This window comes from Amycolatopsis sp. NPDC051071, assembly GCF_040682875.1.
Lineage (GTDB): Bacteria > Actinomycetota > Actinomycetes > Mycobacteriales > Pseudonocardiaceae > Amycolatopsis.
In genome coordinates, this window is sequence record NZ_JBFBBY010000168.1 from 1 (window position 1) to 15,147 (window position 15,147).

Below are 15,147 nucleotides of genomic sequence, written 5' to 3' on the forward strand. Positions count from 1 at the left end.
GTCGGACAAGGCTTGCGATCTCGCGGAAGGTCATCCCGAAAGTCGTCTTGTGGGCAAGGGTTTGCAGTACGACCCGTTCACCACCTGAGATCGTCGCGCGACGGTCCATGTTCGATGCGATTCCGTTCATAGTCCTTGTGCTACTCGGATCCATGGGGCCATCCGCCCATGTCCACGTTGCGCTTCTCCATATCGTCCACACGGGACAACCGTTCCGAGACGCGCGCCAAGTGTTCGATCATCCGCCCATAGAGCGCGGACAGGTGGAGCGGTGGAATACTCTCCGGCCCCCACAGGTCAAGCCACCCGGTAAGCCACACGTCCGCGTCTCGTAACAGAAGGCCAGCGGCGGATGAACGCCGCACGTAGCCGCGCGCAGTCTTGACAGTGGCCTGCACGTCCAAGATGTCCCGATGCGCGTCTTCGGTGTACTCACGCGGAAACCACGTGACAACGGGAAGGCTGATCAGCGCGGACCGTGCATTGTGGACAGCCGCAGTACGACGCGCCCGGCGACGGCTAAAATAGCTCATCGCGGAGTCCAGAGCCTCGGAGCCGCACCCCGCACCAAACGAGGCGCCAACGGATCACCCGGCGCTGGCAACGCGAGAAGCGCGCCCACCACGTCAGCAACAGTCCCATCACGCTGCCAGAGCAAACCGCCCGTGTGATCCATCCGCAGCGCGCCCGCGTCCGTCTGCGACCCGACGTGCAGCGCGTCCGCGACACCTTCCGGCCACGGGCGCAACCCCGTCACCTTGATCACGTCACCGTTGGCGTCGCAGGTCGGCATGAACAGCCAACCGGCGTCACGCAGTTCCGCCAACCGTTGCAACTCCGGATACGCCCTGAGCGCGTCTTCGTCACTCGTCGTCACACTGGTGACGCTAAAAGCGATCGAGTGGGGCGAGGGGTACGTTTTGTACCCTCACCCGTTCCGGCTATGCCGCCAATCCCACACGGGAGCAGAGATCCCGGACGTCAGCAGCGCGACCAGTCGGTGGGCGTTTGCGCAGTTCGAGCAGCATATCTCGGGCAAACCCGTTGTATGAGATCGTCTCGCTAGCCACGCGTTGCGACCTCTCAAGCAGGGTCAACGCGCCGATCCGGTCATCCTGCAATGCGTGAACCCGTGCGACTTCGATCAAGTGGCGCCCGCGACGAGCAAGGGACGGGATCGCAACGGCGTCGAACGAGTTGGCCGCGCGCATCGCCTCGCCAGAACGACGAAGCTCGACGCCGAGGGTGACCGCGTGGGCTTTCAACACGCTTTGCGAGAAGGATGTCTGCGTATGCCGGTAATCGGCGCCGAGTCGTTCAGCAACGTCGTTTGCGGCTTCCCAGTGCGCCCACGCTTCGCCGTGGCGGCCACGCCGAGCTTGGACGTAAGCGATCTCCGCGTCGAGAGCAGCGGCCATACCGCGCCAGTCGACCGGTGCGGTATCGAGATACGGGTGTAGTTGCCGCTGAGCGTCGGTGGCGAGGCTGATTGCCTCTTCCCACCGACCAGCGTCGCGGAGAGCCTGCACCATCGCCCACGCGCCCCCAGCGATCACATAGGGGTCGTCCGCTTCCTGCGCCTCGGTCAGTGCGCGGTCGGCGACCAGCCAAACCAACTCTGGCGACGGTTGGTACGCCACGTAGAAGTCCGCCAGTTGGTAGACGCCGGAGAGGACTCGCCTTGCCTCGCGCCGGTTGTCGCTGCGGAGAGCGCGGACGGCATTCTGTGCATCGCGAATCAGGCCGGGTAGCAGTGCGCCAAGTTGGGTTCGGTGATCTGACGACGAATGGCGCACGAGCCATGCGGTACGCAGACGCTCCGCGAGATGCGGAACTGACACAGCGGCAGGAGTGCCACTGACGCGGTACTCGGTCAGTGCGGTTTGCACCTCGGATAGTGCGGAGTGGCGCTGACCAGCATAAACGTTGACCGGGACGGCGTGGCTGTTCCCTGTCAGCACGGCGAGATCTTCAAGTTCGAGGGCCTGCGCGATGCGCAGCAGCATCGGCAGCCTGGGCGCCTGGAGACGTGACGACTCGACAGCTTTTAGCCACTCTGTCGACTTACCCAAAAGACCAGCGAGCACTGGTCGGGACATGCCCACTCTGTCGCGGTAGTGCTTGATCCTCTTGCCAACCGGCATCTCATCGGTCACCGAGACCACCCTCGTTCGCGAAGTCCGCCCCTCCGCGTGCCCTCGGCCCGTCGACCGGGGCGTTCCTCCGCGAAGAGGCACCTTCCAGGGTAGCCGCTGCCCGATCGGGTGACCTAGCACGAGCCCCGGCGAGGCTGGGCAGCGAGCGACCGCGCACCCGGCGAACGGGTACGGGGTCGCTGGTCTTCTCCGGGCGGTTACCGGTATCAAGCTGTAACCCACGTCAACCTTGCGTTAGAACGACCCAAAACACTCACGACCCCCTTCGGAGGCGCGCCGCGTCAGCGCCGGTATCGACGGGCGAGCAACACGCAGGAACCGCTGAGCAGTGCGAGCGCGGTGATCCAGTAGCTGGGCGCGAGAGTGGACCCCGTAGCCGAAATCAGCAGCGTGATGGCCAGCGGGGTGACTCCGCCGAAGAGGATGACGCCCAGGTTGTAGCTGATCGACAGCCCGGTGCCGCGGTTGCGGACAGGGAACATTTCGGCCATCGACGCGGGCAGTGGGCCCGCGTACCAGGCTTTGACCAGACCCATCAGCGCCAACGCCGCCACCAAGGTGACCATCGCCGGTACGGCTCGGATGAGTAGGAAGAGCGGGATGCTGATGAGCGCGATGACGGCGGCGGCCGCGGTGAGCATCCGGGTTCTCCCGATTTTGTCGGAGAGGTGTCCGGCCACGGGGGTGAACACGGTGAGGATGACACCGGTCACGAACGTCGCGGTGAAACTCGTCGACGGGGCCATGCCGAGCTGCCGGATGGCGAACGTCGGCATATAGGTGATCAGGTAGGAGAACCCCGTCGAGATCGCGATCATGCCCATGACCAGCAGAACCCGTGCCTTGTCGTTCCGCAGGAGATTGACCAGCGGGCGCGGCGGTCCGGAGTCGGAGGTGGCACGCGCGGTGGTGAACTCGGGTGAGTCCCGTAGCCGGGTGCGGATGTAGTAGCCGGCCGGGCCGAGGAGCAGGGCGACCACGAACGGCACTCGCCAGCCCCACGCGTCGAACTGCGCGGTGCTCAGGAAGGAGCTCGTGGTCGCGAGCAGTCCGGTCGCGAGCAGGACCGCGAACGCCTGGCTGGCGGTTTGCCAGCTCCCCATGAAGCCACGCCGCCCGGCGTGACTCTCGACGAGCAGTGCGGTCGCGGAGCCGAACTCGCCACCCGCGGAGAATCCTTGGATCACCAGCGCGAGGAGCATCCCGATCGGGGCGAGCACGCCGATCTGGTGATAGCCGGGCAGGATCACGATCAGGAACGAGCCGAGGGTCATCAGCCGGATGGCCACGGTCAACGCCGCCAGCCGTCCGGCCCGGTCGGCGTAGACACCGAGCACCACCGCGCCGATCGGCCGGACAAGGTAGGCGGCCACGGCCGTGCCGAGCGCCAACATCAGCGACGTCACCGGGTTGGCTGACGGGAAGAACTGCCGCGCGATGACGTCGGCGACCAAGGCGTAGGCGGTGAAGCTCAGCCATTCCAGCATGTTCCCGGTCGAGGCGGCCGCGACGACCCGCACTGTCGCGTTCATCGTCGGCCGATGCTGGACAGGACGCTGGCCGCGGTCACGATGCCCTGGTGGAATCGATGGAGTTCGAAGTTCTCGTTCGGCGCGTGGTTGCGCTCGTCGACGTTCGCCAGCGCGACGCCGTAACAGGGCAGGGCCAGACCGTCGGTGAGCGCCGCGATCGGCAGGCTGCCGCCCAGCGCCGGGACGGCCAAAGCCTGCTTCCCGTGTGCCTCGGTCACGCCACGCAAGACGAGATCGGCATACGGCGCGTCCGGCAGGGTTCGGGACGCCTCCATGGTCGCCCCGAACCGCAGCTCGGCATGCGGCAGCTGCTTACCGACGTGCGCGCGGACCGCGTCGATCACTGTCTCCGCCCGCTGACCGCAGGCCAGCCGCATGTCGCACCGGGCAACCGCGACTGACGGGATCACCGTCCGGTGCTCGTCGTTGTCCATACAGGTCAACGAGTTGATGCTGAACGTCGGCATCGCGAGTCGTTCGTTGACAACCGGTGTGCGACCGGCGTCCATCCGGTCCAGTCCCGCTGCCGCCAGCATCGCGGCCGGGTCGATCGGCAGTGCCCGCACCGCATCGATCTCGGCGTCGCTCAAAGGCGTCACGCCCGCGTCGTAGCCGTCGATGGTCACCCGGCCGTCGGATGCGCGCATGGTGGACAGCAGCCACGTCAGCTCCCAGGCCGGATTCGGCGCGACGTTGCCCCAGTTCCCGGAATGCAGTGCGTTGTTCGCGCCGCGCACGGTGATCTCGAAGGCCACGACACCACGCACTCCGAGGCTGACCGTCGGCTCGTAACTGTCGTGCACCGGCCCGTCGCTCCACACCGCGAGATCGGCCGCCAGCTCCTCCCGCATCGCCGTGAGCGTGCCGGTCAGATGAGGGCTGCCGATCTCCTCCTCGCCGTCGAGCAGGACAGTCACCGAACACGGCAGCCCGCCTTGGGTGTCGCGCAGTGCCCGGAGCGCGAGGAGCTGGGCGAGGTGCTGACCCTTGTTGTCGCCGGTGCCACGCCCGTACATCCGGCCGTCGCGAACGCTCGCCTCGAACGGCGGGCTGTGCCATTCCTCCAGCGGTCCCGCCGGCTGGACGTCGTAGTGCCCGTAAATCACCACATGCGGGCTGCCTGCCGGACCCACCGCATGCCCGACGACCAGCGGCCAGCCTCCAGTGTCCACGATTCGTGCGCTCAGCCCGCTGCGTTCCAGCAGCTCCCGCGCGTACGGCGTGGCACGTTCCATGCCCTCTCCCGTGGCGCTCACACTGGGTACCGCGATCCAGTCGGCGAGCTCCCGCTCATGCCACAACCGGTGCCGTTGCACGTATTCCTTGACCGAGTCCACGCCGACTCCCATCGATTTCACTGCATGAAATTGATTTCGAGTATGCAAATCGATTACAGTCCTGTCAATGGCCGGACAGATCGAGCAACCAGCCGCGACGCCTGAAGAGTTGCGCGCGCTCTCCCACCCGCTGAGCTGGCGCATCCTGCGGTTGTGCCTCGACACGGCCTGGACCAACCAGCAGCTCGCCGAACGCCTCGACGTCGCACCCGCCACGCTGCTCCGCAGACTACGAGCACTGACGTCGACCGGGTTTCTCGTGGCAGAGGCCCCCCGGCGCGGGGACAAGGGCGCCTGGGAACATCCCTACCGGGCAACCAAAAAGACCTGGCGCCTCAACCTCGAGCCGCCGAGCGATCGTCACCTCACGGCCAAGGTCGACCTCGCCATCCTGGACGCGCACCGCGCGGAGATCAGCGAGAACGACCCGTCAGTCCCCCAGCACACACGCCGGGCCGTCCTGCGGCTGGAGCCAGGCGACCAGGCGGAGCTGAACAGCAGGGTCGACGCGCTCATCGACGAGTTCGCCGGACGAGAGAAACCCGGCCAGGCACCCATCGCCATCCTCTGGAACGCCGCCGAACGCCACGAGTAGCCCTGAAGCGTCGGGTCTGTCTTCACCCATCCAACACAGAAGGGCCGCCCCTCACGGGACGGCCCTCTTGTGGTTCGTGGATCAGCGTTGCGGCGGCCCGCCCTGAGGACCACCGAACGGACCCTGCTGCGGGAACGGTCCGCTGCCGCCCGGCCCCTGCGACGGCGGCCCCTGGTACGGACCTCCCTGCGGAGCCGACGGCGGCTGGGGCTGCGGCAACTGCACGGGCGGCGGGGCCTGCTGCTGCGGGGGCTCCGGCTCGGCCTTGGGAACCGGACGCGGAGCGGGCGGCTCCTGGCGCGGAGTCGCGACACCCAGTGCCGGAACCTCCTTGCGTGCCACGGCTTCCGCGGCCGCGACGGCTTCGGCGACCTTCGGGTCGCTGGAGACGTCGAACCAGCCTTGGACCTCTTCGTCGTCGAGGTCCGGCTTCTCGACGACCTCCTCCTTCGACGGCTCGTAGCGGAACACGCCATCGTCTCCGGGAGCGCCGAGCGCGCGGGCGAAGCCTTCCAAGGCCTTGCCGTAGTCGCTCGGGATCATCCAGACCTTGTTCGCGTCGCCCTGCGCCAGCTGAGGCAAGGTCTGCAGGTACTGGTACGCCAGGACCTCGGGAGTGGGACGCCCCGCCTTGATCGCCGCGAAGACCTTCTCGATCGCCTTCGCCTGCCCCTGCGCCTGCAGGTATCGGGCGGCACGTTCACCCTTCGCCCGCAGGATCCGCGACTGCCGCTCGGCCTCCGCGCTCAGGATCGCCGCCTGCTTGGCACCTTCGGCCGCGAGGATCTGGCTCTGCTTCTGGCCTTCCGCGGTCTTGATCGCCGATTCACGCTGACCTTCGGCGGTCAGGATCATCGCGCGCTTCTCACGGTCGGCGCGCATCTGCTTCTCCATCGAGTCCTGGATGGAGGGCGGCGGGTCGATCGCCTTCAGCTCGACACGCGCGACGCGGATGCCCCAGCGGCCGGTGGCCTCGTCGAGCACGCCGCGAAGCTGGCTGTTGATCGAGTCACGCGAGGTCAGCGTCTGCTCAAGGCTCATGCCACCGACGACGTTTCGCAGCGTCGTGGTGGTCAGCTGTTCGACACCGACGATGTAGTTCGAGATCTCATAGACCGCGGCCCGCGAGTCGGTGACCTGGAAGTACACGACCGTGTCGATGGACACGGTCAGGTTGTCCTCGGTGATCACCGGCTGGGGCGGGAAGGAGACGACCTGCTCGCGGAGGTCGATCCGCGCCCGCACCTTGTCCAGGAAGGGCACCAGAAACGTCAGGCCGGGAGAAGCCACCGTCCGGAACCGGCCCAGCCGTTCGATCACGGCCGACTGAGCCTGCGGCACCACCATGATCGCCTTGACCACGACGACGACCACGAACAACGCGAGCAGCCCGACGACGATGAACACCACTGTCTCTGACAACTACCTTCCCCTTACGTAGAAACCTGTTGCTGTACGGCCGTCCGGCTCACAGCGCGGCCGCGACGACCGCTGTGGCGCCCGAGATCTCGACGACCGTCACCGCTGTTCCCGGGGCGATCGGTTCCCCGTCGGTCATGCACCGTGCCGACCAGACGTCGCCTGCCAGCTTCACCTGGCCGCCTTCGACGTCCACAGTGGACACTACTACCGCTCGCGCGCCGATCAGCGCCTCGATGTTGGTCTTGATGTCCGGCCCGGAGAGGAACCGGCGCTTGAGGGTCGGGCGGACGATGGCGAGCATCCCGACCGAAACGACGGCGAACACCGCGACGTCGATGAACGGGTTCCCGGTCAACGCGGCCGAGCCCGCCCCGAACAGGGCTCCGACACCGACCATGAGCAGGAACAAGTCACCCGAGAGCAGTTCGGCGATGATCAGGAGGATGCCGACGATCAGCCAGATGAGAGCGCCTGTCATGCGTTCATGCTCCCAGATCGCGCCGATTCATACCGAAGAAGCGAAACCGACGTGACCGACGCGTGACCTTGAGTGACCTCGCGCAAAGCGGGCATTCAGGACTCATCGCCAGGGTCGGAGACGAAGTCGATGAGCCGTTCCACCGCTCCGATCAGCGGTGTTTCCAGATCCCGGTAGCTGCCGACCGCCGACAGGATCCGCTGCCAGCCCTCGTACGGTTCGCCCCAGCCGAGCGTGTCGCAGACACCCTGTTTCCACTCCATGCCACGCGGGATCTTCGGCCAGGCGCGGATACCGACGACCGACGGCTTCACGGCCTCCCAGATGTCGATGTACGGATGCCCGGTGATCAGCACGTTCTCGTCACGGATCGCGTCGACGATCCGGGATTCCTTGCTGCCCGCCACCAGGTGGTCGACCAGCACCCCGAGCCGCCTGCCGGGCCCGGTACCGAACTCGCCGATCCGGCCGGAGAGCACGTCCACCCCATCGAGTGGTTCCACCACCACGCCTTCGACCCGCAAGTCATGACCCCAGACCCGCTCGACGAGTTCGGCGTCGTGCTTGCCTTCCACCCAGATGCGCGAATCACGCGCGACGCGGGCCTTGTGGCCTTGGACGCGGACCGAGCCGGACGCGGAGATCTGCCGGGCCGGCGCCTGCGAGGCGACCTTCGCGGGTACCAGTGTCACCGGTTTGCCTTCGAGCAGGAACCCGGCCGGGTTCAGCGGGAACACCCGATGCTTGCCGTGCCGGTCTTCGAGCACCACATTGCCGTACTCGATCTTCACCACGGCACCGCAGTACCCGCTGGCCGGGTCCTCGACCACGAGCCCCGGCTCGGCGGGTACCTCGGGGATTTTCCGCTTACGCGGGCCGGACAGCACGTCGTCGTACGAATGGGGGCGCACGGCGGACGACGCTAGCGGTGCCTGCGGTCAGCGTCGCCCCGCCACGCCGGTCAGGCCGCCATCCGCAGCATCGCTTCGACGAACGGCGTCCGTTCACCACGTTCGAGCGGGCGCATCACGAACAGCGGCGACAGCGCGACGCACCACGCCCGGACGCGCTCGGCGTCGAAACCGGGCAGATGCGGCGCGAGGGCGTCGAAACCGTCTTCGAGGGTGCCGCCGTTCATCATCGGCAGGGTGACCCAGTCGGCCAGGTCGAAGAACGGGTCTCCGACGCTCGGCCGTGGGTCGATGGCGACCGCTCCCCGGCCGGGCCCGCCGTCGAGGACGTTGCCCGGGTGCAGGTCGCCGTGCACGATCGAGTTCCCTCCCCCGCTGGCCGCGAGGTCGAGTGCCCGCCGCCGGGCACGATCGAGGGTCTCCATCGGCAGGGAGACCTCCGCCACGGAACCACGCAACCCTCGCTCGGCGAGGGTGTACATCACCGTGACGCGGTCTTCGAGCGTCGAGAAGCCGGAAGGCGGGGTCACCGAGTGGATCTGGGTCAGCAGATCACCGACCTCGGCCCACGGGACGTCCACCCCCGGCTCCCGCAGCTGCGTACCGGGATCGATGCCTTCCATCAGGATCGCCCCGTCGGCGAGTTCGGTGGCGAGCACCTGAACGACGCGAGAGCAGCCGTCCCACGCCCGCAACGCCGCGGCCTCGGATTCGGCGATGGCCTGATCGGGGGTCAGCTTGAGAACCTTCTTGGCGCCGTCGTCCCCGGCACAGATCAGCGTGCGGCCGGTGTTGCCCGGTTTGGCGTCGACGACGGTGAGACCCCACTGCTTCGCCAGCTGGGCCACGAGGGCGGGCAGCTCGTCGCACCAGCTCGCGACATCTTCACCGAAGCGCTTGATCAGGCGCGCACGGGCCTGATCGTCCAGCACGTTCAGAACAGCGGCCACGGGATCGCACGCCAGTCGTCCCCCGGCTCCGGGAAAACTCCCTCCGCCAGGAGTACGTCGGTCCGCTCGGCGAGCGCACGGATCTCGAACCCGGTGAGGTGCTCACTCAGCGCTTCCCCGAGTTCGCCGTCCAGCTTCTCGCGCAGGCCACGCAGCTTGCCGGCCTCGGCGTCGGTGAGCCGCTCACCGATCCAGCCCCACAGAACCGTCCGCAGCTTCGGGTCGGTGTGCAGGCAGATCCCGTGATCAACGCCGTAGACCCGGCCGTCCGCGCCGGCGAGCACATGGCCGCCCTTGCGGTCGGTGTTGTTGACGACGATGTCGAGCACCGCCAGTTCCCGCATGTCCACCCGGTTCGCGTGCGCGAGCACGGCGGGCTCACCGTCACGGTCGTGCGCGTGGAGCACGACACGCCAGTCTTCCGGCACCCGCTCCGGCGAGCGGACGTCGACCAGTTCCTCTTCGGTGGTCTCGATCCACAGCTGCACCATGCCCGGACCGAACGGGCCGTCACGCAGCACGGTCGGCGGGATCGCGCCGAGACCGGAAGCGTCGGCGACCATGGCCGTGGCGACCTCGCGGCCGGCGAGCGTCCCGTCGGGGAAGTCCCAGAGCGGCCGTTCACCGGACACCGGCTTGTACACGACGTTGCCGGTGACGCCGTCGAGTTCGATCTTGCAGAACAGCGTCACGTTGGAGGCGTCGACGAGCCTGCCTTCGACGTCGATCTTGCCGCGCGTCACCAGTTCCCGTGAGGTCTCCGTCACCTGGTCAGTCCTCGAGGACGTCGACGTCGCGCCGGTACCCGTTCTGCCGCGGGCAGATATGCCCCGCCGGGTCGAGCGGCTCGGCGCACAGCGGGCACGGTTTGCGGCCGGCGTTGACCACCCGGTCGGCACGTTCGGCGAACGCGCGCGCCGCACCCGGGGTCAGGAAGACGCGGACGGCGTCCGGCCCCTCTTCGGTGTCGTCCAGAACGACCGTTTCGTCCACCTCGCCCTCGGTCATCGCGAGCAACTCGATGACGACGGCGCTGCTGTCGGCGTCCCAGCCGAGACCCATGGTGCCGACGCGGAACTCCTCCTCGACCGGGACGGTCAGGGGGTCGACGTCGAGCAGTTCGTCGGGCGCGTCATCCGGTACGTCCGCGCCGAATCGGCTGGCGACCTCTTCCAGCAGCGAACCGAGCCGTTCGGCCAGGACCACGACCTGCTGTTTTTCGATCGTCACACTGATCGTGCGGACGTCCTCGGACGCCTGGAGGTAGAACGTGCGGTCGCCTGGTTCCCCGACGGTCCCGGCAACGAACCGGTCGGGCTGGCGGAAGACGTGGATTACGCGCGACATGACACCTTGACCCTAGGCCACGGCCCGATGATCGGCATCCGCCGCCCCACTGGTTCGAGGTAATCTTTCCCGCCGAGAACCCCTCAGCGCTGTCGCCGTAAGCGAAACCGCCAGGCGGAGCGGCCCGCGACCAGTGTGCCCCGGGCCACCGAGGGCAAAGGGGCGAACCTAGTCTTCTGCTGTGGTTGAGATCGCCCCTTACGGCACCTGGACGTCTCCCCTGTCGGCCGCCGCAGTCGCGGCCTCGGGAGTCAGCGCGCAATGGCTCGCAACAGTCGGGAACGAGGCCTGGTGGGCCGAAGCGAGAACCGGTGAAGGCGGCCGCGTCACCCTCGTGAAGGCACACGCGGACGGCACAACCGAAGACGTCCTTCCCGCTCCGTGGAACGTCCGGAACCGGGTGCACGAATACGGCGGCCGTCCCTGGCTGGTGATCGACGACGTCCTCGTGTTCACCCACTGGGCGGATCAACGCGTCTACCGCCGCGACCTGACCACCGGCGAAACGACCGCGCTCACACCGGAACCCGGGACCCGGCACGGAATCCGCTACAGCGACCTCCGGCCCGGCCTCGACGGCGAGGTGTGGCTCGTCCGCGAACGCAGCACCGGCCCGCGCCGCACCGACATCTCCCGCGACCTCCTCGCGCTCCCCCTCGACGGCGGCCAGGAACGCGTGCTGACGGCGAGCCACCACTTCCTCACCGCGCCGCAACTCTCCCCCGACGGCGCACGGGCGGCCTGGCTCGGCTGGAACCATCCCGCGATGCCTTGGGACGGCACAGAACTGTGCGTCGCCGAGATCCGGGAGGACGGCACGTTCGGCCCACACCGGGTCCTCGCCGGCGCGGCCGACGTCGCCGTCTGCCAGGTCGAGTGGGAGTCCGCGGAAAGCCTCCTGGCGCTGCTCGATCCGGACGGCTGGTGGAATCTGCACCGCGTCGGGCTCGACGGCGGGATCACGAACCTGGCGCCGGTGGAGCGCGAAATCGGCGGCGCGCTGTGGAAACTCGGCGCCCGCTGGTTCACGCCGCTCGGCGGGGGCAAGTACGCGGTCCTGGCTTCTGGCAAGCTCGCCGTCCTCGACGAAGCGACAAGGGAAGTGACCCCGGTCGCGGCCGCCGCCGAGCTGACCGCGTGGTCCGCCAACGGTTTCGCCGTCCACGCGGGCGGGATCGCCGGCGTCGCCGCCGGGCCGGAACGCGAAGCCGCGGTGGTGCGGGTCGATCTCGACGGCGGGCCGGTGACCGAACTCGCCTCGGCGCCCGAGGCGCCCTCCCCCGGTTACCTCTCGACGCCCGTCGAGCGGATCTTCAAGACCGAGGACGGCGACCGGGTCCCCGCGTTCGTCTACCTGCCCGCGAACGCCGGCTTCGCCGCGCCGGACGGGGAACGGCCACCACTGCTGGTGTACCCGCACGGCGGGCCCACCGGCCGGGACAGCGCGGTGCTCGACTTCGAGATCGCGTACTTCACCAGCCGCGGCATCGCCGTCGTCACGGTGAACTACGGCGGCTCGACCGGCTACGGGCGCGCCTATCGCGAGCGCCTTCGCGAACAGTGGGGCATCGTCGACGTCGCGGACTGCGTCGCGGTGGCCGAAGCACTCGCCGCCGAGGGCACCGTCGACGGCGACCGGCTCGCGATCCGCGGTGGCAGCGCGGGCGGCTTCACCTCCGCCGCGTCGCTCACCACCACGACGACCTACCGCGCGGGCACCGTGATGTACCCGATCCTCGACCTCTACCAGTGGACCGGTGACGGCGGCGAGACGCACGACTTCGAGTCCCGCTACCTCGACGGCCTCATCGGGCCGCTGCCGGAGACCGAGCAGCGTTACCGGGATCGCTCGCCGATCACCAACGCGAGCACCCTCGCCGGACCGCTGTTGTTCCTGCAGGGCCTGGAAGACGAGATCTGCCCGCCGGAACAGGCGGACCGGTTCGTTGCCGGGCTGGCGGGGCGCGGCATCGACCACGCCTACCTGAAGTTCGACGGCGAGCAGCACGGTTTCCGGAAGGCGGAGACGATCGTGGCCGCGCTCGAAGCGGAGTTGTCGTTCTACGGCCAGGTCTTCGGCTTCGAAACACCCGGCGTGCCGAAGCTCGGGTTGAGCCGGTGAGGCCGCCGATCATGCGGCCGGGTGACACAATCGCGTTGGTCGCGCCCGCCGGGCCGGTTCCCGCGGAACTCGTCGAGAAGGCACTGCCGGTGCTGCACGGGTGGGGCGTCGAGGTCCGTGTCGGCGACTGCGTCCGCGCGGCGCCCGACGGCTACCTGTCCGCTTCCGACGAGGCACGGGCCGACGAGTTCACCCAAGCCTGGCTGGATCCGGGCGTCACCGGTGTCCTCGCCGCCCGCGGTGGATACGGCTCGCAGCGGATGCTCGATCTCCTCGACTGGGACGCCCTGCGGGCGGCGGGCCCCAAGATGCTCGCCGGTTCCAGCGATGTGACCGCGTTGCACCGCGCCGTGAATGTCCACTTGGGACTGGAGACGTTGTTCTCCCCCATGCCCGCGAGCGTGTTGTTCGACGCTGTCGCCGCCGAGCACCTGCGGCTGTCCTTGTTCGAACCGGACGGGGTGCGGACGATCTCGTCGCCGACCGCGTCGCCACTGGTGCCCGGCACCGCGACCGGCACCCTCGTCGGCGGCAACCTCGCGCTTTTGGCTTCCGGGCTCGGCACTCCGGAACAGGGCTCGGCGCGGGACTCGATCGTCTTGCTGGAAGACGTCACCGAACGCGTGTACCGGATCGACCGGCTGGTAACCCAGTTGCTGCGCTCCGGCTGGTTCGACGGTGTCCAGGGGATCGTGCTGGGCTCGTGGGAGGCGTGCGGTGACCCCGAGGCGATCCGGGACCTGATGCTCGACCGGCTCGGGCGGCTCGACGTGCCGATGGTGTGGGACTTCGGCTTTGGGCACGTCCCGGCGTCACCGACCATCCCCCTCGGTGCGCGGGCCACCCTCGACGCCGGCCTGGGAACGCTCACGATTTTGCCATAACGGCAACGGAACTGGCGGTTTCGGCGAGGTCACGGGCATCGTTTCGGCTATGGACTCCACACAGCAGTTCTGGGAAGACTTCTACCGGGACAAAGACCAGGTCTGGAGCGGGAAGGCGAACCCGCTCCTGGTGCGCGAGGTCGCTTCGCTGACGCCGGGCACCGCACTCGATCTCGGCTGCGGCGAAGGCGGCGACGCGATCTGGCTCGCCCAGCAGGGCTGGCGCGTCACCGCCGTCGACATTTCGGACACCGCGCTGAAACGCGCCGCCCGGCACGCGGCCGAGGCAGGCGTCGACGGCATCGTCTGGGAGCGGCACGATCTCACGGCGTCACTCCCCGAAGGCCGGTTCGACCTCGTTTCGGCGCAGTTCTTCCACTCACCCGTCGAAGAGAACGGCGCCCGGGACAAGGCACTCCGCCGCGCCGCCGAGGCCGTCGCGCCGGGCGGCACCCTGGTGGTCGCCGGGCACGCGGGCTGGCCGACCTGGCTCGACGAACCGCCGCACGAACACATCCACTTCCCCACCCCCGCCGAGGTCCTCGAAGCACTGGCGCTGCCAGAGGACGAATGGACCGTGGAGTTGCAGGATCTGGTCACACGCGATTTCCCGGGTCCGGAAGGACAGGAAGGCACGCGCTCGGACAACGTGCTCCGTGTTCGCCGCTCGGACTAGGTACCGTTGCGGGCATGCGGTTGACGCCGACAGAAGCCCGCGCCCGATTCGAGGGCCAGCGGATCGCACGCCTGGCGACGACAGGCTCGGACGGCGCCCCCCACCTGGTGCCGGTGACGTTCGTCGTCGAAGGCGATTCGATCGCCTTCGCCATCGATCACAAGCCGAAGAGCACGACGGCGTTGCGGCGGCTGAAGAACATCGCCGAGAACCCGGTGGTCGGCTTCCTGACTGACCACTATGACGAGGACTGGGCCGAGCTGTGGTGGGCGCGGGCGGACGGCGTCGCGCGGGTGCTGACCGATCCGGCGGAGCAGGCACTGCCGGTGCGGTTGCTGCGGGAGAAGTATCCGCAGTACGAGGCTCAGCCTCCCCCGCACGCTGTCGTGAGTGCTCTGGTCCACTCCTGGAGTGGGTGGCGGGCTTCCTAAGCTGCTTTTTTGGCTTGTTGCCGTTCTATGGCAACAAGCCTGTCGCGAGGATGTATAGGGCGTTATACGGTTAGCTCGGGTTGGGCGTTCTGTCCGTGAAGGCCTCCTTCCCTTCCCTCAGGGTCAATGCCAAGGACTCAGGCAGCTCTGGGGCGGCTCCTCAGACCGTCCACAGAGGACGCCACTCAAGGAGAAATGTCCGCTTGCATCTAGTTTGACCGTACCCTCAAGTACATGAAGGCCCCCTTCCTTGCGCCAGGCGCAAGGAAGGGGGCCTTCATGTACTTGACTGACCGAGTCAGCACG

The 15,147-nt window shown here is 68.0% G+C and carries 15 protein-coding genes; 5 read left to right on the forward strand and 10 right to left on the reverse strand.

Annotated features, from left to right (window positions below):
* Positions 1-529 precede the first annotated feature (529 nt).
* The 4 genes from AB0M65_RS34275 to AB0M65_RS34290 form a co-directional block, all read right to left on the reverse strand.
* Positions 530-877: a hypothetical protein gene (locus AB0M65_RS34275; RefSeq protein WP_364037300.1), complete on the reverse strand. Its 348-nt coding sequence runs from the start codon at positions 875-877 to the stop codon at positions 530-532.
* Positions 878-941: 64 nt separating this feature from the next.
* Positions 942-2,156 carry a helix-turn-helix transcriptional regulator gene (locus tag AB0M65_RS34280; RefSeq protein ID WP_364037303.1) on the reverse strand — a complete coding sequence of 405 codons (1,215 nt, stop codon included), beginning with the start codon at positions 2,154-2,156 and terminating at the stop codon, positions 942-944.
* A gap of 281 nt (positions 2,157-2,437) precedes the next feature.
* The gene (locus AB0M65_RS34285) at positions 2,438-3,688 is read right to left on the reverse strand and encodes an MFS transporter (RefSeq protein ID WP_364037306.1); all 1,251 of its coding nucleotides are present in this window, start codon (positions 3,686-3,688) and stop codon (positions 2,438-2,440) included.
* A complete protein-coding gene (locus AB0M65_RS34290) occupies positions 3,685-5,037 on the reverse strand; it encodes a M20/M25/M40 family metallo-hydrolase (RefSeq protein ID WP_364037339.1) in 1,353 nt (450 codons plus the stop codon). Before AB0M65_RS34290 ends, AB0M65_RS34285 begins: the two co-directional genes overlap by 4 nt.
* Before the next feature lie 55 nt (positions 5,038-5,092).
* On the opposite strand from AB0M65_RS34290, the gene AB0M65_RS34295 reads away from it, so the two are divergent.
* Positions 5,093-5,620: a helix-turn-helix domain-containing protein gene (locus AB0M65_RS34295; protein ID WP_364037309.1), complete on the forward strand. Its 528-nt coding sequence runs from the start codon at positions 5,093-5,095 to the stop codon at positions 5,618-5,620.
* Positions 5,621-5,701: 81 nt separating this feature from the next.
* Here the strand turns inward: AB0M65_RS34295 and AB0M65_RS34300 are convergent, their stop codons facing one another.
* From AB0M65_RS34300 to AB0M65_RS34325, 6 genes are all read right to left on the reverse strand, one after another.
* Complete coding sequence (locus AB0M65_RS34300) at positions 5,702-7,030, reverse strand: SPFH domain-containing protein (RefSeq protein WP_364037342.1); 1,329 nt, start codon at positions 7,028-7,030, stop codon at positions 5,702-5,704.
* Positions 7,031-7,088: 58 nt separating this feature from the next.
* Positions 7,089-7,520 (reverse strand): NfeD family protein, encoded by a 432-nt coding sequence (locus tag AB0M65_RS34305; RefSeq protein WP_364037312.1) that lies wholly within the window; start codon positions 7,518-7,520, stop codon positions 7,089-7,091.
* Between the two features lie 95 nt (positions 7,521-7,615).
* Positions 7,616-8,431, reverse strand: a complete 816-nt coding sequence (locus AB0M65_RS34310; protein ID WP_364037315.1) for a DUF3097 domain-containing protein — start codon at positions 8,429-8,431, stop codon at positions 7,616-7,618.
* Positions 8,432-8,481: 50 nt separating this feature from the next.
* On the reverse strand, positions 8,482-9,381 hold the full coding sequence (locus tag AB0M65_RS34315; RefSeq protein WP_364037318.1) for an aminoglycoside phosphotransferase family protein: 900 nt from the start codon (positions 9,379-9,381) through the stop codon (positions 8,482-8,484).
* Positions 9,366-10,148, reverse strand: a complete 783-nt coding sequence (locus AB0M65_RS34320; protein ID WP_364037321.1) for an SCO1664 family protein — start codon at positions 10,146-10,148, stop codon at positions 9,366-9,368. The genes AB0M65_RS34315 and AB0M65_RS34320 overlap by 16 nt, the downstream gene beginning before the upstream one ends.
* Before the next feature lie 4 nt (positions 10,149-10,152).
* Complete coding sequence (locus AB0M65_RS34325; protein WP_364037324.1) at positions 10,153-10,728, reverse strand: DUF3090 domain-containing protein; 576 nt, start codon at positions 10,726-10,728, stop codon at positions 10,153-10,155.
* Positions 10,729-10,909: 181 nt separating this feature from the next.
* Here AB0M65_RS34325 and AB0M65_RS34330 point away from each other — a divergent pair, with 181 nt between their 5' ends.
* Genes AB0M65_RS34330 through AB0M65_RS34345 form a run of 4 tightly spaced genes read left to right on the forward strand, consistent with a single transcriptional unit; the run spans position 10,910 to position 14,841 of the window.
* Positions 10,910-12,850: a prolyl oligopeptidase family serine peptidase gene (locus AB0M65_RS34330; RefSeq protein ID WP_364037327.1), complete on the forward strand. Its 1,941-nt coding sequence runs from the start codon at positions 10,910-10,912 to the stop codon at positions 12,848-12,850.
* A complete protein-coding gene (locus tag AB0M65_RS34335; protein ID WP_364037330.1) occupies positions 12,847-13,734 on the forward strand; it encodes an LD-carboxypeptidase in 888 nt (295 codons plus the stop codon). The genes AB0M65_RS34330 and AB0M65_RS34335 overlap by 4 nt, the downstream gene beginning before the upstream one ends.
* A gap of 49 nt (positions 13,735-13,783) precedes the next feature.
* On the forward strand, positions 13,784-14,410 hold the full coding sequence (locus AB0M65_RS34340) for a class I SAM-dependent methyltransferase (protein ID WP_364037333.1): 627 nt from the start codon (positions 13,784-13,786) through the stop codon (positions 14,408-14,410).
* Between the two features lie 14 nt (positions 14,411-14,424).
* Positions 14,425-14,841, forward strand: coding sequence for a TIGR03668 family PPOX class F420-dependent oxidoreductase (locus AB0M65_RS34345; RefSeq protein ID WP_364037336.1), 417 nt, complete (start codon positions 14,425-14,427; stop codon positions 14,839-14,841).
* Positions 14,842-15,147: the final 306 nt, after the last annotated feature.